General features: G+C 56.3%; 16 protein-coding genes. 4 read left to right on the plus strand and 12 right to left on the minus strand.

Translation table 11 applies throughout. The features are described from left to right. Nucleotides 1-192 precede the first annotated feature (192 nt). The 4 genes from L9H78_RS00260 to L9H78_RS00275 form a co-directional block, all read right to left on the minus strand. On the minus strand, nt 193-1008 hold the full coding sequence (locus tag L9H78_RS00260) for a heme ABC transporter ATP-binding protein (protein ID WP_430622688.1): 816 nt from the start codon (nt 1006-1008) through the stop codon (nt 193-195). Beyond that, on the minus strand, nt 1008-2138 hold the full coding sequence (locus L9H78_RS00265) for a FecCD family ABC transporter permease (protein WP_249618008.1): 1131 nt from the start codon (nt 2136-2138) through the stop codon (nt 1008-1010). The genes L9H78_RS00260 and L9H78_RS00265 overlap by 1 nt, the downstream gene beginning before the upstream one ends. Beyond that, nucleotides 2119-3177 (minus strand): heme/hemin ABC transporter substrate-binding protein, encoded by a 1059-nt coding sequence (locus L9H78_RS00270; RefSeq protein WP_027018376.1) that lies wholly within the window; start codon nt 3175-3177, stop codon nt 2119-2121. The genes L9H78_RS00265 and L9H78_RS00270 overlap by 20 nt, the downstream gene beginning before the upstream one ends. Before the next feature lie 154 nt (nt 3178-3331). Beyond that, the gene (locus L9H78_RS00275; protein WP_347276366.1) at nt 3332-5299 is read right to left on the minus strand and encodes an HtaA domain-containing protein; all 1968 of its coding nucleotides are present in this window, start codon (nt 5297-5299) and stop codon (nt 3332-3334) included. Nucleotides 5300-5545: 246 nt separating this feature from the next. Here L9H78_RS00275 and L9H78_RS00280 point away from each other — a divergent pair, with 246 nt between their 5' ends. Genes L9H78_RS00280 through L9H78_RS00290 form a run of 3 tightly spaced genes read left to right on the plus strand, consistent with a single transcriptional unit; the run spans nt 5546 to nt 7304 of the window. Further along, on the plus strand, nt 5546-6079 hold the full coding sequence (locus L9H78_RS00280) for a hypothetical protein (RefSeq protein WP_249620096.1): 534 nt from the start codon (nt 5546-5548) through the stop codon (nt 6077-6079). Nucleotides 6080-6125: 46 nt separating this feature from the next. Beyond that, entirely contained in the window at nt 6126-6746 is a 621-nt protein-coding gene (locus L9H78_RS00285) for an HAD family hydrolase (protein ID WP_249620097.1), read from the plus strand. Nucleotides 6747-6785: 39 nt separating this feature from the next. Next, nucleotides 6786-7304, plus strand: a complete 519-nt coding sequence (locus L9H78_RS00290) for a gamma carbonic anhydrase family protein (protein ID WP_249620098.1) — start codon at nt 6786-6788, stop codon at nt 7302-7304. Nucleotides 7305-7405: 101 nt separating this feature from the next. On the opposite strand, the gene L9H78_RS00295 is transcribed toward L9H78_RS00290, so the two are convergent. Then, the gene (locus L9H78_RS00295; protein WP_249620099.1) at nt 7406-8653 is read right to left on the minus strand and encodes an ROK family protein; all 1248 of its coding nucleotides are present in this window, start codon (nt 8651-8653) and stop codon (nt 7406-7408) included. 230 nt (nt 8654-8883) lie between these two features. On the opposite strand from L9H78_RS00295, the gene L9H78_RS00300 reads away from it, so the two are divergent. After that, nucleotides 8884-10599 carry a DUF885 domain-containing protein gene (locus tag L9H78_RS00300; protein WP_249620100.1) on the plus strand — a complete coding sequence of 572 codons (1716 nt, stop codon included), beginning with the start codon at nt 8884-8886 and terminating at the stop codon, nt 10597-10599. A 72-nt stretch (nt 10600-10671) separates the two neighbouring features. Here the strand turns inward: L9H78_RS00300 and cas2e are convergent, their stop codons facing one another. The 7 genes from cas2e to casA are packed head-to-tail and all read right to left on the minus strand — an operon-like array spanning nt 10672 to nt 16810. Next, nucleotides 10672-11016: a type I-E CRISPR-associated endoribonuclease Cas2e gene (cas2e, locus tag L9H78_RS00305; RefSeq protein ID WP_126850148.1), complete on the minus strand. Its 345-nt coding sequence runs from the start codon at nt 11014-11016 to the stop codon at nt 10672-10674. Next, nucleotides 11013-11957: a type I-E CRISPR-associated endonuclease Cas1e gene (cas1e, locus tag L9H78_RS00310; RefSeq protein WP_283775215.1), complete on the minus strand. Its 945-nt coding sequence runs from the start codon at nt 11955-11957 to the stop codon at nt 11013-11015. The genes cas2e and cas1e overlap by 4 nt, the downstream gene beginning before the upstream one ends. 5 nt (nt 11958-11962) lie before the next feature. Continuing rightward, a complete protein-coding gene (gene cas6e / locus L9H78_RS00315) occupies nt 11963-12610 on the minus strand; it encodes a type I-E CRISPR-associated protein Cas6/Cse3/CasE (RefSeq protein WP_249618016.1) in 648 nt (215 codons plus the stop codon). Then, nucleotides 12607-13329, minus strand: coding sequence for a type I-E CRISPR-associated protein Cas5/CasD (gene cas5e / locus L9H78_RS00320; RefSeq protein ID WP_249620101.1), 723 nt, complete (start codon nt 13327-13329; stop codon nt 12607-12609). Before cas5e ends, cas6e begins: the two co-directional genes overlap by 4 nt. A gap of 1 nt (nt 13330) precedes the next feature. Further along, on the minus strand, nt 13331-14461 hold the full coding sequence (gene cas7e, locus L9H78_RS00325) for a type I-E CRISPR-associated protein Cas7/Cse4/CasC (RefSeq protein WP_249620102.1): 1131 nt from the start codon (nt 14459-14461) through the stop codon (nt 13331-13333). Between the two features lie 26 nt (nt 14462-14487). Beyond that, nucleotides 14488-15105, minus strand: a complete 618-nt coding sequence (casB, locus tag L9H78_RS00330) for a type I-E CRISPR-associated protein Cse2/CasB (protein WP_249620103.1) — start codon at nt 15103-15105, stop codon at nt 14488-14490. Beyond that, nucleotides 15098-16810 (minus strand): type I-E CRISPR-associated protein Cse1/CasA, encoded by a 1713-nt coding sequence (gene casA, locus L9H78_RS00335; protein ID WP_249620104.1) that lies wholly within the window; start codon nt 16808-16810, stop codon nt 15098-15100. Before casA ends, casB begins: the two co-directional genes overlap by 8 nt. Between the last annotated feature and the right edge of the window lie 42 nt (nt 16811-16852).

Consider the following 16852-nt stretch of genomic DNA (forward strand, 5'->3'; position numbering starts at 1 on the left):
CTCCTCGAAGAAATGACCAATTTAGACAAGGAAAAGTTTAAAAGATTTAGGAGAGGTTCACAATAGAGTGTTTAGGTAAGGTGTGACTTATGGGGGTAATCAATTTAGGGTGTCCGTAGCTGAGGGTTTCGGTCCATATGCATAATGACGATAAGCGCTGGTTACAGTGCCATGCCTACCGTCGGTAAGCGTTTAACGGGCACCCAATAACCGCACCAAATCGTCCTGCTCAGGGGTAGGGTACTGGCGTCCTGGGCTCACCAAGTATTGCCCATTATGCGAGGTCACCTCGATAGGCCACTGGTAGACAGAAGATAAAATCTCATCGGTATATACCTCAGAAACCTCCCCCATAGCGGCGATGGCGCCGTCGGCAAGACAAATAATCCGATCGCAATAAGCCGCGGCCGCATTCAAATCATGCATGACCACAAAAACCGCAATATTGGCCTCACGTGCCAAATTCTTCACCAACGCCAACACCTGCTCCTGGTGGCTGATGTCCAGTGCGGCCGTCGGTTCATCCAAAAACACGATCGGTGTCTGCTGCGCCAACACCCGCGCCAATGCCACCCGGGCCCGCTCGCCACCAGAAAGCGTCGCAATATCGCGCCCTGCAAGATGCACTGTGTCCGTGGCTGCAAGCGCGGCATCGATGATCTGTTCATCGACCTGCGGCTCCACCTTCTTCGCCCATGGACGACGGCCCATAGCCACCACATCGCGCACCAAAAACTCAAAAGAAACCGAAACATCCTGCAGCATCACCGCACGGATCAGCGCTAGCTCTTTCGGTGATGCCTGCGCTGGGTTCACGCCAGCCAAACTGATGGTGCCAGTCGAAGCCTCGAGATCGCCGCACATCGCAGCCAATAACGTGGACTTACCCGCACCATTCGGCCCAATCAGCCCGGTGACCTGCCCGGCTTCTGCGTGGACACTGATATCGCGCAGTAGGGTCTTCTGACCAACCTCTACGCTTAGCTGAGAAATTTCGACGATACTCACTAGACAGATCCTTTCCGCATCATCCTACGCAAGAGGATGAAGAAGGTGGGCCCACCCACCAGTGCGGTGAAAATACCGATCGGCAGGTCCGCAAACGGGATCAGGGTACGGGCAGCGACGTCGGCAAGCGCAATCAACAACGCACCCGCCAGCGCCGAAGCTGGCAGCAGAATCTTATTTTCCGGGCCGACAATAGTGCGCAATACGTGCGGCACGATCAAACCGACGAAACCAATCAGGCCGGCGAAAGACACCGCCGCAGCCGTCAGCACCGCCGAAGCGACGATAGCGACCATGCGTAATACGGCGACGTTGATGCCCGTGTGCCCGGCAGCTTTTTCACCCAAAGCCAACACATCAAGCTGGGCGCCCAAACGCGAGGCGATGGCAAAACCGACGATGACGATCGGCAAAACCACCCAGACATGCTTCCACTGGGAACCGTTGAGCGAACCCATCTGCCAGAAAATGATCTGCTCGCGGCTGGTCGTCGGCGCTAGGTACACCATGAAAGAAATCAAGGCGCCACACACCGCGTTGACGGCAATACCGGTCAAAATCAAGTTGACGACGGCCACTTTGCCACGGTTATGCGCCAGGCGATAAATGATTGCAGTGACGATCAGTGAGGTGAGAAAAGCTGCGGCAGGCACGGTGAACGTACCTAAAAAGCTGACCTCAAACACGATGACCAGGGCCGCACCGACACCGGCGCCTGAGGTTACGCCGACGATGCTGGGCTCTGCTAGCGGGTTAGCGAATACCGCCTGCATTAAACAGCCAGCCACGCCCAAAGCGGCGCCGACCAAAAAGCCTAGGAAGATTCGCGGCAGGCGAATGTCCCACACCACGCTGGCGGCAATATCGGTTTCTGCACGTGGCCCGGAGGTCAAAATGCTGAGCAGATCCGGCAAGGACAGGTAGTACTGGCCCAGCGCCGTCGACAAGAGCACAGAACCCACCAGCAGCACGATCAGGGCGACGAAGGTGCCCACGCGCAAGCGGTGCCGTTGAGCGAAGACATCGCGGTGTTGCTGGGGCGCGCGGGGGTTTTCTCGGCGGTGGCGCGGCGTCGTGGCCGTGCGCGCAGCCGACGGGGCAGTGGTGGTCTTATTGCTGTTCTGGGTCATAAATCGCCTGTGCTAGACGCAAGAGGGTTTGTCCGGTCATCGGGCCGAAGGCCAGGGATTGGCCGTCGGGAAGTGTAACAATTCGTTGTTTCTGTCCGGCGATGGTTTGCGCGATGCCGGGCCGTTCCATGAGGCCTTCGATGCCGCCGGTGGATTCGAGCCCTTTGGTCATCATGATGATGAGTTCCGGGTTGATCTTCGCGAGCGATTCCGCATTCGCTGGTTCCACATAGGACAGGTTGTGCTCGGTTGCTAGGTCGATACCACCGACGCCTTCGATGAGGTCTTTCGCGCCGGTGCCCTCACCCATGATGAAGAACACGCCAGCTGTGCCACGGGCGTACAAAAACGCGATGCGCATCGGATCTTCTGGGACGAGCTCTTGAATCGCCGCGAGATCCTTTTCCAGCTCGTCGACGCTGCGTTGGGCGAGTTGCTCTGCCTCATCCGGCAATCCGACAACTCCGCCCAGGGTGGTGATGTCTTCTGCAATGGAATCAATGGTGCGGGTTGGCTCCATGACCACGGTGGTCACACCCGCATTGCGGATCTGATCGATAGCATCCCGTGGGCCAATGGAGTGATCCACGATCACGATCGACGGCTGTAGCTCCAGCACAGCCTCGACGTTGATGTTGTGGCCGCCTTCGGTGACGACGGGCTTATCCGCCATGATGTCTTCCGTGGAAGAGACCGTGCGGCCGACGATATTATCCGCCAGGCCCAGGCCAGTCAGGGTTTTGGTGTACGTGCCGTACAAGTCCAGCGCTAGGATGCGGGAGACATCCTCGACGACGACGTCGTAGCCGTCAGCGTCGGTTAGCTCCACCGGTAGTTGCGGTTCGGGGTTGTCCACGACTGGAACGACGTCTTCGAAATCGTCGACGTGGGTGACTCCGGTGAATGAGCGCGGATCGTTGAGATCTCCTGCTGCGGGCAGTTGCTCGCGGAGCTGGGAATCGCCGGTGTGGGCGTATTCTCCCTGGATGCCGCAGGCGGTGAGTACGAGCGAGGCAGCCAGTATGATCGCCGTGAGCATGCTTCGGGCGCTGGTTTTCGGCAGCGCAGAAGTGGTGGTCAGCACGGGCTTATCCTTTCGGGGTTCGGTATGCGGGGTTTGGGGAGTCATTGGGAGTTGTTGCGCAGTCGTGGGACGGTCGCAGGACAGGCGTGGGATAGACGCGGGGAGGGGCTTAGGCCGGGTTGCGCATGACCAGGTGGCTCATGGAACCACCAGCGACGATCAGGCCGGCTAAGAACAGCAGAATGTAGGTGCTTGGGTTTTCGCCCAAGCCAGAGTTGTTGGCGCCTGCGGATTTAATTTTGAAGTTGCCGGAACCGTTTTCGTAGCCGGTGGTTTGGCCTTCTCCAGACAGTGGATTATCGCCACTACCTGCGACGTCACCGGTGCCACCGCCACCAGCGACCTTGCCGGTGCCTCCAGCACCGCCGGAACCAGCGGCACCGCCCGCGGTACCAGAACCAGAAGCGCCTCCCGCTGCAGAGCAGTCGCCCGCACCGCCGAGCTGGGCATTAAAGTTCAGCGGATCCAATTCCAGGCCGGGCTCGTAGAAACCGGCGAAGGCCTTTGCGCCGGTATCGGTCAGGAACACCCGAGCTTTACCACTGGCTTTGTTGGCATCCACATTGAGCGAGTCGAACTGCAGATCTGCGACCGCGACGCGGCCGAAGTTGAGTTTTTCGCCTTCCATGGTGGATGAGCGGACGTCGGCAAACAGTTTGCCGGAGTTGCCGTTGAACGTGACCTCTGGGTTCGAGACATTCAAATCCAGCACGCCGTGGTGGCCATCGAATTGCACCGCGCCGTTGTGCCGGATGCTGCCAGTTTTCGCGCCAGTATCCACGTTGCCGGTGTTACCGTTGAAGCGGTACTGGCCGTCGACGTAGTCGCTACCCTGCAGCGTCCAGGATCCCTTGGCGATAGAGCCGGTGATGTACGAGCGGAAAGACTTCTTCAAACCCCAACCCAGGGTGGAAGAGGTGACCCCGGTGGCGTGGCATTGTTCGCCCGCACCGCCTGCGCCTGCTTCGCCCGTGTTGCCACCTGCGACGTTGCCGGTTCCTCCACCAGCGCCAGCTGCATTGCTGGTACCGCCACCAGAGGTAGCTCCGCCACCCGTACCACCTGTTCCGCCGGTGCCACTGTTGCCGCTAGCGCCACCGGATTGAGACTGAGCGGAATTCGAGTTACCGCCGCCCGACCTGCTGCCACCGGAAGTCGTACCGCCACTGTTGTTCCCAGTGCCGCCGGTGCCAGAGCCGCCGCCGAAGCGTTTCTGATAAGACTCGTATTCATCCAAGAATGCCTGGCTGTTGCCCATGAACGTGGTGAAGGCATTCAAGGTGTCGTTGGATTCTTGCAGCATGGACATGATTTCTTTGTTGAAACCAGTGAAATTACCTTTGATGGTGTTTAGCGTGCGCTTGTTGCCACCGGAACCTGAGCCACCAGAATTGCCACCGGAATCGCAGCTACCGTCGGTTTTAATGGCCCCGGAGGTCGGGTCCATTTCTTGGCCTGCGTCATAGGCTAAGAACAGCTTATGACCTTCGGCGGTCAGGTTGGTGGTGCCGGCCAGGTTGACCTCACTGGCGCCGGATTCGACTGGGGTGTTCAGGTTGATGGTGGCGATGGCGACGTCGTCGCCAGTGATTTGGGGCCCGCGTTTGCTGGTGTCGACCATGTCAGATTCATAGGAAACGTAGTCGACGATGATGTCTGCCCGGTTGCCTTCGGCGCGGACCTTCCAGTCTGAAAGCGTCATATCCAGCAGGTCGACGTTAGTTTTGCCGTGGTGTCCGTGGCCATTGAACTTTAGTGTGCCGTTGAAGTTGAAGGTGACACTATTGCCGTTGGCCTCGGTCTTTTTTGGAGAGAATACGAAGGCGCCGTCCGGGCCGGTCTCGCTACCGCTAAAACCGATGCCGTCTGCTCCCCAGCCGCCTTTCGCAACTGGGCCCTGAATGTAGTTGCGATAGGACTGCTTGATGCCCCAGTTGAAACTGCATTGTTCTGCTGCATGAGCGGTGGGGGTGAATGCTACAGCCAGCGCGCTGAGCGAGCCTAAAGATAAGGCAAAGCTACTGGCTATAGCGCGACGGGAAAATGTGCGTAGTCGGGACGTCGACTGCTGAGACACTGTGGACTCCTAAACTCATGCAGGTGTCTTTCAGGTACCGCGCGGTTCCGGGCAGGATTCCCGCGCAGGCAGTGGTGAATAGACGCGGCGGTAAAACTGTGTGAAATGTGGGGTGTCCTGCAGATATTCTTCTAGCAGAGCTTCCCGAATTTTGTGCATCTGTAGAATACCTGGAAAACCTAAGAAATAATAGGCTAGGCTAAAGCCAATTGGCCATGTCTTTGTATTTTATTCAGGAGAAAACCCGTGAATGCCCCCACTGCCAGCTCTTTTCGCAGTCTTTATCCGGATGTGAATCCTACTAATGGTTTACCCCTCACTGGTGTGGAAAGATTAACCTTAGTTGTTGCTTGCATGGTGTTGATCTATGGCTGCGTGAACGGGGAGTTGCTCATCGCTGGTGTTGGCTTGGCTCTGCTGCTGTTTGCTGTCGTGGCGCTATCGCAAAAGACGGCCCGTCGTATTCGCTCCGAAGCCAGAAATCGCTTCCCGGCTGAAGATTGGAGTGAATACCGTACGGCCAGTCGCCTGAATCTAAACCTCTATATTCCACTGATTTGGCTGGTGATCATCGCGATGACGATGGCCGGATTCTGGTGGATCCCACACGATTATTCTGTGCTCGGCGGGGTGCTGATTGCCGCGATCTCCGGGGTGCTGATCTGGTTTATGCCTGGTGCCAACCCGGTGTGGAACCGCCGCCTGCGCAGCGAACAAGGCGTGCAGTGGGCGCCGGTGAATCAGCACTCGCAGAGCTCAGGACTGGACACCATGCACTAGCCAACCCCACGGCGCGTGGATTCTTCCCGCTCTATACTGGGCGGGTATGGCACAGATGAAACTGCTGGTGGACTTGCCAGGCACGCTGGTGCGCACCCCGCGTGACGCACGCGACCCAGCATTGCTGCAGGCTGCAGGTATCTATGACGTGGCCTCGGAGCAAGCGCAGAAATTCTGGCAGGTATTCGCCGGTCTCCGCCCAGCCTATTTCAGCGGTGACCTGGGCGATCAGCGGTTTTGGCAGCAGATGATCGCCCGCGTAGGCCTGGACGATTGCGATATTGCCGAGGCCATTGCGGCCGATACCAACCCGTCTAACCATCTGGATACCGAGGTGTGGGGCTGCATCGATAGCCTGCTGGACGCCGGCATGTCCGTTGGTGGCACCGCAAATTGTCCATTGAGCCAGGCGCAGAACTTGCGCAGCCAGCACCCGCAGTTCGCAGAGCTCGATGCCCTGGTGCTTTCCTGCGATATTGGAGTGGCGCTTCCCGACGAACGCATGCTGGAAGTTGCTGCCGACGCGATGGGGAGCAGCGTGCGCGAGACCCTGTTTATCAGCGCGAACGAGGGCCATCTGGCTGCTGCGGCGGAGCTTGGGATGTGCGCCCGGCTGTATTTGGGCGTCGGGCAGCTGTGTGAATTGGTGGACCAAGTTTCACGTTAAACATGCCGTCGGCAAGCCCTATCGCATTAGCATGGTGGCATGGCTTTGCTTCTTCCTTTTAATGGTAAAACTCCGCGCGTGCACGAATCGGCTTTCATCGCCCCGAATGCCACCTTGATCGGGGATGTAGAAATTGGTCCGCAGGCTTCTGTGTTTTATGGCTGTGTGCTGCGCGCAGATTCCAACCGCATCAAAATTGGCGCTCGCACTAATATCCAGGACAATTCGGTGTTGCACGTCGACGCCGATGCCGATTGCGTGCTTGGCGACGACGTCACCATCGGCCACATGGCGCTCGTGCATGGAGCGCACGTGGGCAATGGAACGCTGATCGGCATGAAATCCGCGTTGCTTTCGCACTCAGTGATTGGTGTCGGCGCGCTGATTGCTGCTGGGGCGGTGGTGTTGGAAGGCGCGGAAATCGGGGATAAAGTCTTGGCCGCTGGGGTGCCAGCGAAGGTGCGCCGCGAGCTTTCCGACGAAGAATCTCAGGCGTTCATCCCGCACGCAGCAAAATACGTGGAAACCGCCGCCGCGCACAAAGAACTCAACGGCTAGCCCACTGAACCAGCTGAACCAACTGAGCCCACGCAGCCCGGCGAGCTCGTTTATCCCACGCAGCCCGTTGAGCCGACGTAGCCTGGCGATCCCGCGTACGGCTAATCGTCGCTGGGCACCAGCTTCAGCGGCTCACGCAACATCTGATCCAGTGCCGCCGCACGTGTAATGGAGCGCACGACTTCCTCGTGAGTAGGCACCATGCGCATCTTCGGGGCCTTCTCCTTAGTCATGATCTCGCGGACCGTAGCGGCAAAGATCTTCGGAGCGAGTGGATCATCCACGAAGGCCGAGCCCGCCACCACCACCGTGGAAATCTTGTGCTCTTTCACCAGATCTACCGTGAGTTTCGCTAGTGCGCTGGCGCGGGCATCCAGGATTTTACGCACTGCGGTGTCCGAGTCCGCGATGGCGACGGCGTCGGCAAGAGTATGCAGGGAATACTCCGCTGGTGCAGAAGAAGCACCTTCCGTGGCCAGGGAAAGGCCCGCAATCTGTTGCAGAATATAGCGGGTGATCAGGGTTTTTTCCGGGGCTGCGGCAGAAATATCCAGCTCTGTGTTGCTGATCGGCGGTAAAACCTCGATGGGGTGTACGCCGGAAGGGTTGGTATAGGCCGCGCCGATGGAGTCGTCGGCGAACAGCACCAACGTGCGCTCGGAATCATCGGAAACCAGCAAATCACCAGCCTGCATCTCGGAACCAAGGATCGCCGGTACTGCCGAGGACACCGAAACCGGCACGGAGAACTGATAACGCAAGGAAGCAGCAACGTCGACCTGCTCCCAGCCCAAGTTCGGTGCGCTAACCACGCCGTCGCGGGTGACCTGGCCAGAGGTGGTCACACCCACCGCTAACAACGTGTGCTCCAAACCAGTGACCAAACGGTGCAGTCCGGCCATGATGTGCTGGATGAAGTCGCTCTCGGTCAGCTCGGCGACGGGAGTGTCAATGGTGGACTCGCGGATGGTACGGCCGCGAATATCGAATACTGACAGGAAAGTTTCTTTCGTGCCCACCGCAATACCGGCGAGCATCCACAACGGCTTCGCGAGCTCCACCGGCGTCGTTGGGCGACCGCGGCCATGCGAACGGGCGAGATCATCACGAGCAACCACATAGCCTTCATTCAGCAACGTGGTGATCGCGCGTGTGATCGTCGGCTGAGACAAACCGGTGGCGGTAATCAGGTCTGCCCGGCTAATCACAGACTTCTGCCGGATTACATACAGGCATTTCGCAGCAGGGGTGGTGGGCTGGCCGAATGCCTGGGGGTGCTGGAAAGACTCTGGCGGTGTGCCGTTGCTGTGGGCAGCTGCTTTTCCAGTCGCTGTTCCTGGTTCCTCCATGGCTATTAAGAATACTATGAACCCCTGGCGGTACCGGCGACTGACCTGCATAAAAACCTGCGTGTGTGGCAGGTGGGCAAACGTCGGCAAGCAGGTACTACTGTGACTATTGTTACTATTGTGACTATTGTGACTACTGGGGCAGTTGTAAAAACCGGCGGTATACGGTGGGACGACTAACACCGGGCTGGGTGGAAACTTACAGGCAAATGGGTTTAGACTCACCTGCTATGAGTAGCGAATCGACCGCAGACGTGCGCGAAAACCGCGCCGGGCAGCAGTGGACCCAGGACCGCACCGAGCCGCGTCCGCCGTCCTTGCTGGATGCTTCCTGCGAGAATTTTGTCTATGACTTGGCAGAGCTTTCACCCACCGAAGCCACCGCGTGGGGCATTGCGGGCTACGACGACAAGCTGGAGGATTTCTCCCCGGAGTATTACGAAGCCGTAGCCGATCGCACCCGCGAGATGATCGAGGACGTCAACGCACTCGACGAAGCCACCGATGAGTCGGATGACGACGACGATTTCGACGAAATCGATTACGTCACCGCGAACGTGCTGCGCGACCGGCTGTTGTTGGAGTTGGACCTGCACCATGCTGGTGAGACTGAGGCGGCGCTGAACAATATCGCTTCGCCAGTACAGACCATCCGCGACACCTTGGTGTTCATGCCCAATGAGTCCACCGAGGATTTGGATAATCTGCGCTCGCGGTTGAGCTTGGTGCGCAACAGCTTGGATGGTTACCGTGAATCGCTGAAGGACGCCTGCGCGCATGGGCACTCGCCGAAGTATCGCCAGGTGGATGCCGTGGTGAACCAGTGTGAGGATCTGGCGCAGCCAGGCTCGCTGTTGGAGGGGCTGGGCCTGGACCCGCATAGCCAGGAAGTGGTTGACGCTAAGGCTGCTTTTGGTGAGTTTGCGGATTGGTTGACGCTGGAAGTGGTGCCGCAGTCCAGTTCCCGTGATGGGGTGGGCCGTGACCGCTACGAGCGTTTTTCGCGGCTTTTCGTTGGCGACAGCGTGGATTTGGATGAGGCCTACCAGTGGGGCCTGGAGCAGCTGCGGGAAATCAGCGAGGCGCAGCGCAAGACTGCGGCGCAGATTTACGACGACGAGACGGAGTGCCGTGAGGTTTTCCGTCGGCTGAATCAGGATCCGAAGTACCTTTTGCGTGGCACCGACGCGTTGGTGGAGTGGATGCAGGAGAAGGCCGACGCCGCGATTACCGCGTTGCACGGCACGGAGTTTGATATTCCGGAGCCGGTGCGCACCATCGAGTGCAAGATTGATCCGGCTGGCACTGGCGGCATTTTCTACACCCCACCGTCGGATGATTTCGTGCGTCCGGGCCGCATGTGGTGGTCGGTGCCGAAGGAGACCACCACCTTCCACACCTGGCAGGAATTGACGACGGTGTACCACGAGGGCGTGCCGGGCCATCATTTGCAGTTGGGGCAGACGCTGATGGAGCGGGAGAACCTGAACCTGTGGCGCCGTGTGGCCTGCTGGAACTCCGGCCATGGTGAGGGCTGGGCGTTGTATGCCGAGCAGCTGATGGCGAATTTGGGCTTTTTGGATGATCCGGGCTTCCGCCTGGGCATGTTGGATGCGCAGCGTCTGCGTGCGGCCCGTGTGGTGCTGGATATCGGCGTGCACCTGGGCAAGAAGGTGCCGGATGGTCCGGGGCACTGGGATGTGTGCTACGCCAAGAACTTCTTGCGTGATAATTGCGCGTTGGATGAGGCCACGTTGTCGTTTGAGCTGGATCGCTACCTGGGTTGGCCGGGGCAGGCGCCGTCGTATGCGCTGGGGCAGCGCATGTGGTCGGACTTGCGCGATGCTGCGGTGGCGCAGGGCATGAGTGTGCCGCAGTTCCATGCGGAGGCGTTGAGCTATGGCTCGATCCCGATGTCGATTCTGCGGGAGCAGATCCTGGACTAGGTTCGAGAAATCTGCATCAAAATGCTGCAGGCGGGAACTTAATGTCGATTGCTGACGGCGCGTCCGTTTTTGTTAAGGCTGCTTATAGGAACGTCGCTGTCGTCGGGCATTGCTCCAACCGGTTCGGCGGGGTCCGGGCTTTCGGGTTTTGGGCCGCATAAACAGGGTGAGGCCATCGAAATCCGTGGGCTCCCAATCATGTCGGTGAGTACGGAATTCCATTCCCTGTTCATTCTTGGCTGCTTGTACTAGTAGAGCACGCCCGTCTTTGCAAAGTTCCACTGTTCTTGCCCACAACAGTTCACGGATGCGTGCAGACGGGGTGCCGACAAATACCCCTGGGCTGACCTCTGTCAGCCATTTTGTTAGGTCACCGCGTAGTCCAGCTGGGCATGCGGTGACGATGAGAACGATCATTGCGATTGTGCCTCTTCGTATTCAGACCAGTTCATGCCTGCAGAAACGACTTCCAACTCACTCCACAGGTAAAGTTCGGCGTCGCTGAACGGCTCTTCGTCGGGCACGCTCATGACGGATTTGAGGTCGTGGACCATGCGTTGCATAAGACGCTTGTCGACGACTGCATCGCGGAGAAGACGTCGCACAAGTGGAATTGGATTATCTGGTGCGGCTGCCACTGCGGAAAAAGCGGCGGGAATAGCAATCTCAGCTTTGTAAAGATCTGCGATGTCGTAGACGAAAGCCCGATCAGTTCCACTGTGCACAATTCCCAATGCTGGAATGAATCCGAGCCCGACCACCACGGCATGCGCGATGCCGTACAGAGCCGCACTCGCCGTGGTCAATGCTTGATTGATTGGTGTTGCAGAGTCAAAGTCGTTGGGATCGTATTCCCTACGGCTCCAGGCAATCCCGGTCCGCTTTGCTTCTGCAGCATAGATTTTTTTCATGCGTGCACCTTCTCGGCCGCGCAGTTGTGCCATAGTTAGTGCAGATACGTCTTCACCTGGAAAACGTAAGCTGTACATTTTTCGTGCACAGTCCAATCGTTTTCTTTGGTTGGTGACTATTTCTGCATGAATTTCTGCCATGCGTGACGATTTAGCAGGAGGCCTTCCATGGGCGTAATAACGAACCCCACGTTGCCCGGCCCAGACGGTTGCTGCACCTGCATCACCGAGTAGAGCCATGGCTGCATAAGTGATTCTGGTACCAGGGCCGAGAATAAGCACAGCCAGTTTTGTAGCCGGCACATGAGCAACGCCGCGCTGATCAGTTATGGTCAGCGCGTTGCCATCCCGGTTTACAACTGCACGTTCTACGTACAAAAATGAGACGCGGTCGCTCATTTGTGACAGTGCTTGTCGTGTGATGGGAACTTCACTAGGCGTGGACATGGTGGTTACCGCGCGGGTGCAAGAGTAAGTAGTCCACAGCCGTAGCCTCGAGCTCGACCGATTCCTTGTGTGAGAGCAGTACGCAGTTTGGCCGCGTCAGTTACTCGTAAGGTACCGCTAAAACGAGCTTTTGCAATGCGGACTGGTCGGTTGTTTTTCCCCGTTTGTTTTGAACGCTGGAAGTGATCAGTCCACCGCTCAGTGACCACGCCAGTCTCAACTTCGAAACCAGATTGAGCAGCTTTTTTGTGCAGCCAATTAAGCTGGTGTTCGGCTGAGACGTGTGCTCGTATTTTACCGCGTTTTCCCTTTGTGAATTCTGAATATGTTGGGTTTGCAACTAATTCAAAATGCCAATGCTGTCCGGCCATTAATGTGTCGAGGAAACGCTGGTAGTCAGCGGATTCTGCTGGGCGGGTATCCCACCCTGCTTGTCCCACTAGGTGGTTGCCGGTGGGTTTTTCTGGACCAACAATATAGAGCACGTGGTCATGTTGCCTTTTATCGGCACGCCACAAGACACGCGCATTGGATTCGTCTAAGTCTGGGGGAAACGAAGACCGTACAGCAGCATGCATGGCTTGTGGGTCAGTGAGGAGCTTTCGACCTCCTCGGCGTGCTGGGTTGATTTGTACTCGGGTCAGTGTGGTCATGCGCGTAGCACCGCCTCAAAAAATCGGTCTGGATCAGAACTTGCTTCTGAACCCGCAGGGTTATCAAGCACTACATCTTCGCATTGGAGGACACCTCTCCATCCGTACTGGCGGTGTTGTGGATCGAAGGAAATAGGTATGTCTTGGCGTGCTTCTGCACCTTCTTCAGTGATCTCCGCATCTCGGTAGATTGCGAGATGCACAGTCTTTGGGGATTGCTCCTGGTGGCTTTTTGTGGCATACCAGGTTTTATGTTTACGAAGCGATGTCTCTGCATCGTGCTCTGTGACCCCAATGACTAATCCTGGATGCACTGGGCAAGACCTTCGCCCCATGAATAATGGAAATTTTGGGTTGCGTAGTGCTTCTGCCATACCTTCGAGTAGCTCTTTGTCGTTAGATTCGATTGCGACAACAAATGCTGCATCGGAGAGGAAATATCGGGTTGATAATTTCGCAGGTGCGGTGGGTTTAGACTGCCAGGGATGTGCGGTTTGATAGTCACGTAGCAGCCTGCCAGATTGATCGACCCGCACTGCGAATTTCAATGCGGCTAAGTCCTCGACGGGGTCTGTTCTCCGGCGTCCTTCGGCAGCAGCGAGCAAACCGATAATCCCAGATTTAGTTGGGCGTTCAGCGGTGGCTCGGGTGCTGTACCGTGAGGCATCGCCCCAAGATTGGAGCGGTCCTTTCAATAGAAGTAACAGTGAATGCGTCATTTTACTCTCCAGCTGCGCGGCGAAGCTCGTCGGAAATTTTGTCCTTGAGGTCTGGGAGCGTGATGGTTTCCGCGAGGTTTTGGAATGGTTTGGTTAGTTCTCCGATTCCGAGGACAAACGCAGCGCGCGGTGTGAAACCATAGATGGTTTCAATATGGTGGGCTTCTTCAGCCAGTTTCTGTGCACCAACTTCGCGGCGAGATGCTGATTCGGTTGCTTCGACTGGTGATTCAAAAGCATTCACCAACGAAATCGGCCGGGAATCACGAACGGTGATGTAGACAAGTTCTGGCAGAGTTTGGTTGGCGAAGGTGTTAATTTTGCCTGTTGGCATCGACTTGATGAAAGCATCGATGAACTGTTCTGTTGCTTGGACCGCGTTTTCGCGGGAATCTAGATTCTCGGTGAGTGAATCAACGTTGACCGTGGCATAACGGTACAGCGTAGACGACATCATTTGCACGGTACCGAGCATGCCAGCCCCGGTTTCTTCACCTTCTTCTGCTAGATCGTCGACCGCGGTAAAGAAATCGAATTCCGGCGCACTTGCGTGAATTCCCAGTGCGTGGGCGACCTGTACTGATGCGTCCACGTTGTATGCGGCATCGTCAGCGACCATTCGACCGAACATGCTCATATCCACGGAATGGCCGGTGTCCAGGATTTCTTGCGCCTCGTTTTTCTTCAAATTTTCGCCGTCACGTTCCAGAAGCTCTGAAACTGCGCGATCAATTTGGTGTTGGCTTAAGAACAACAGGTATCCAGTTTCGGGGTATGGGTTTGCCTCTACTCCGTTTTCAATGTCTTTTTTGGATAGCTTTTGCACCGAGGTTTTGATTTTAGCTGCTTTGAACAGCTGTTCTGTACGGCTGATTGCTTCAGCTTGTTCCAGACCCGTGTCTTCAAGTTTGCGTGCGATTTTTTCCGGTAAACGCTTAGAACGGTCACCGATCTGCTCTGGATCAAAATTGTCCTCGAAGAATTTGCGGATGGCGCGCTTCCACGATTGCGAAGAAACTCGTTGACGTGGGGTTCCACCGAATACAGCGGATTTTGGTGCCCCGGTGTCATCACGGTTGATCAGTGATGGGGGAATAGTTTGCAGAGCGTGGATATCAACGATGAGAGACATAGGAATTGTCCTTTCTGGTCAGAAGATTAGGAAGTAGGTTCGGTTTTGGTTTGAGCTGATGGACGCATAGCTCCGACTGCGAAATCTCTGCCCCAACGGAGCAGAACCCCGGTACGACGTTCTGGGTGGGTCAGGTTCCGTAGATCGACGGCGAACTGACCGTAATGGAAGCCCAGTTGTTGGGATCGTAGCAGCGTGATCAGTGAGCGAAGATGGATAATCCGTGTTTCTTCACTACCGGCAGCCTGCATTGCGTCGAAACGAAGCTTGATTGATTTGCTGTCTGCCCCGCGGTACAGCTGTCCACATGCATTCGCAAAGGAAGTGGTAGGAATGTGCACCGGCGCTGATGCACTTTGCATGTGTAGGCCAAATAGCGCGAGGGCATGGAATGCTGCCTTTTCGGACGGTGACATCGCGTCAGAACGGCCAAGTTCGGCATCGCTCAGTGGTGGATTCATGGTCATGAGCACCCGTTGCAGACTCAGCGGGTCGTGTTCAACGCTACGAGATACGCTTTTCCGAAGTTCTGCGAGAGCACCTCGCGCCTGTGCACCGTCAGGTGTATGTCCGCGCTCCAGATAATCACGTTGTAGCTGTGACACCGTGGAGCTGACACTATGCTTTAGATTTGTTTCAGTCATTTGATTTTCCTTTATGCTCAGTAGCTTTTTGATCCTTTAGTAGTGGTAGATCCTTTCTCAGTCGGTAACGCAATGCCCTGTACAGCGATCCAGCGTTAATAATTCGTGCATTTGCTTCCTCATCTCCTTCAAGGGTTCTTCCGATCATGGCTTTTTGTCCGGCGCCGCGAACAAGCTCTTCGGCGATGAGCAGAAGCTCTTGTTCGATTTGGCTCTGCCATGACTCAGCCTTTTGTTCGATATCCTCTGGGCTAAGGTTGCGCAGCCAGGAAACGAAATGTGGTTCAAGGATTGTGTATAAACGGTCGGCTACGTCAGCATCGAAGGCATAATCCCCGCCTGCTGCAACCGTCAGTTGTCCTGAGAACCAGCCCAAAGAAATTGCAGCGTTTTTGGTAGCTTCTGCAGCATCTCGGACGATTTGGCGGTGTGCCTTTGACAGCTTGTCGTTGCGCAGCAGGTGTAATGGTAAGCCGATACTCGCAGCTACGATTGTTGCTACTGACGATGCTTGTGCTCCATACTCCATCGATACGATGATGACGTCGAGAGTCTCGGAGTTCCCAGTCACCTTGGAAATTCGTGCTAGGTTGTCGAGGTTTGCGGGCCTGATGGGGGCGCGATCTTTCTCTTTGAATCCAGGATCTCCATCGACGACAATCAGCGGATCGAGTGAGCGCCACATGGTTCGCTGCGTGTCGTACGGGCGTGCGTAGTAGGCATCTAGCCCTTTTTTCGATTGATTTGGGCTAAAGCGATAAGGGGTCATCGGATCTTCGAGCACATTTTTTCCGGCATCGGGAATTTGATCCCCATTGCTTACCAAAACCCGTGTCACCAAGGTATTTTCATCGTCAACGAATAACCTCACGCGACGTGACTGCCAAGTGGCAAGGTCAGCTGGTCCTTGTGGCTGGGGCTCTTTGGAGCGCTGAGCCGCGGTATCCTGTTTTCGTTCCCAGACCGGTTTATCTTTGGCGCTATCAATGACCGCCGATTCCGGGGTGTTAAGAATGAGCGTTTCTAGCAGGTTATTGCCGATAACATAGGTGCCGCCGGTCATCCCCGTCCAGCCTTGACCAATGGGGTATCCTTTGCCTCCTTTGACTCGGTCGTCACCGACTGCCCCTGATTTAATTCCGGAATAGTCAAAGGCGTGCGTGTGAATCAACCACCGCGCTGCTTCGGGGTAGGACAAACTTTGCCGACCCGCGGCGGTACGCATAGTGAAGTAATCTTGTTCTGCGTCAGGAATGATGCGTGCTATTTCTTGTTGAGTATTCGATGGCGTGTGGAGATCTGCCACCTGCATGAATGGATTTTCTGCATCGAGTAAATCGAAACGGTTATGAACCGTTGCAAGATAATCTAAAACTGTGTCATCAACACCGGTGGCGTTTAATTGTGTGCGGGTGTCAGTCCACCATTCGTCCCATTCGAATTGCGCGAGGGCGCGCCGGTCCGTTAGTTCTTCTGCGAGCTTGTGGTGATGTGCGCGCCAGAAAATAGCGAGGAGCACGCGTAACACTGCGTAATCTTGGGTAGGAGAATCACCTACGATGGCTAAAGCTTCGCCGGAACCATCGAAAATTTCACGGATGCTCAGTGTACGAGCACCATTGATAGTCCGGCATGGAATCCAAGGCTCATCGATGAGATTAAAGGTATTGGTAGCTGGTGTGTCTCTGTGCTGGGTTGCGGTCATTGTGATCACCTCTAATTTTGTACGGGGCTGCTTTGTTACTAG

The sequence above is a fragment of the Corynebacterium pseudodiphtheriticum genome, assembly GCF_023509295.1.
GTDB lineage: Bacteria > Actinomycetota > Actinomycetes > Mycobacteriales > Mycobacteriaceae > Corynebacterium > Corynebacterium pseudodiphtheriticum.

What these genes read in the sequence shown, in the direction of transcription:
- cas5e (WP_249620101.1), bottom strand. Translation starts at nt 13,329, where the DNA reads ATGACGCATTCACTGTTACTTCTATTGAAAGGACCGCTCCAATCTTGG.
- L9H78_RS00300 (WP_249620100.1), top strand. Translation starts at nt 8,884, where the DNA reads ATGAGTAGCGAATCGACCGCAGACGTGCGCGAAAACCGCGCCGGGCAG.
- L9H78_RS00270 (WP_027018376.1), bottom strand. Translation starts at nt 3,177, where the DNA reads ATGCTCACGGCGATCATACTGGCTGCCTCGCTCGTACTCACCGCCTGC.
- cas2e (WP_126850148.1), bottom strand. Translation starts at nt 11,016, where the DNA reads ATGATCGTTCTCATCGTCACCGCATGCCCAGCTGGACTACGCGGTGAC.
- casA (WP_249620104.1), bottom strand. Translation starts at nt 16,810, where the DNA reads ATGACCGCAACCCAGCACAGAGACACACCAGCTACCAATACCTTTAAT.
- cas6e (WP_249618016.1), bottom strand. Translation starts at nt 12,610, where the DNA reads ATGACCACACTGACCCGAGTACAAATCAACCCAGCACGCCGAGGAGGT.
- L9H78_RS00295 (WP_249620099.1), bottom strand. Translation starts at nt 8,653, where the DNA reads ATGGAGGAACCAGGAACAGCGACTGGAAAAGCAGCTGCCCACAGCAAC.
- cas1e (WP_283775215.1), bottom strand. Translation starts at nt 11,957, where the DNA reads ATGTCCACGCCTAGTGAAGTTCCCATCACACGACAAGCACTGTCACAA.
- L9H78_RS00290 (WP_249620098.1), top strand. Translation starts at nt 6,786, where the DNA reads ATGGCTTTGCTTCTTCCTTTTAATGGTAAAACTCCGCGCGTGCACGAA.
- cas7e (WP_249620102.1), bottom strand. Translation starts at nt 14,461, where the DNA reads ATGTCTCTCATCGTTGATATCCACGCTCTGCAAACTATTCCCCCATCA.
- L9H78_RS00265 (WP_249618008.1), bottom strand. Translation starts at nt 2,138, where the DNA reads ATGACCCAGAACAGCAATAAGACCACCACTGCCCCGTCGGCTGCGCGC.
- L9H78_RS00285 (WP_249620097.1), top strand. Translation starts at nt 6,126, where the DNA reads ATGGCACAGATGAAACTGCTGGTGGACTTGCCAGGCACGCTGGTGCGC.
- casB (WP_249620103.1), bottom strand. Translation starts at nt 15,105, where the DNA reads ATGACTGAAACAAATCTAAAGCATAGTGTCAGCTCCACGGTGTCACAG.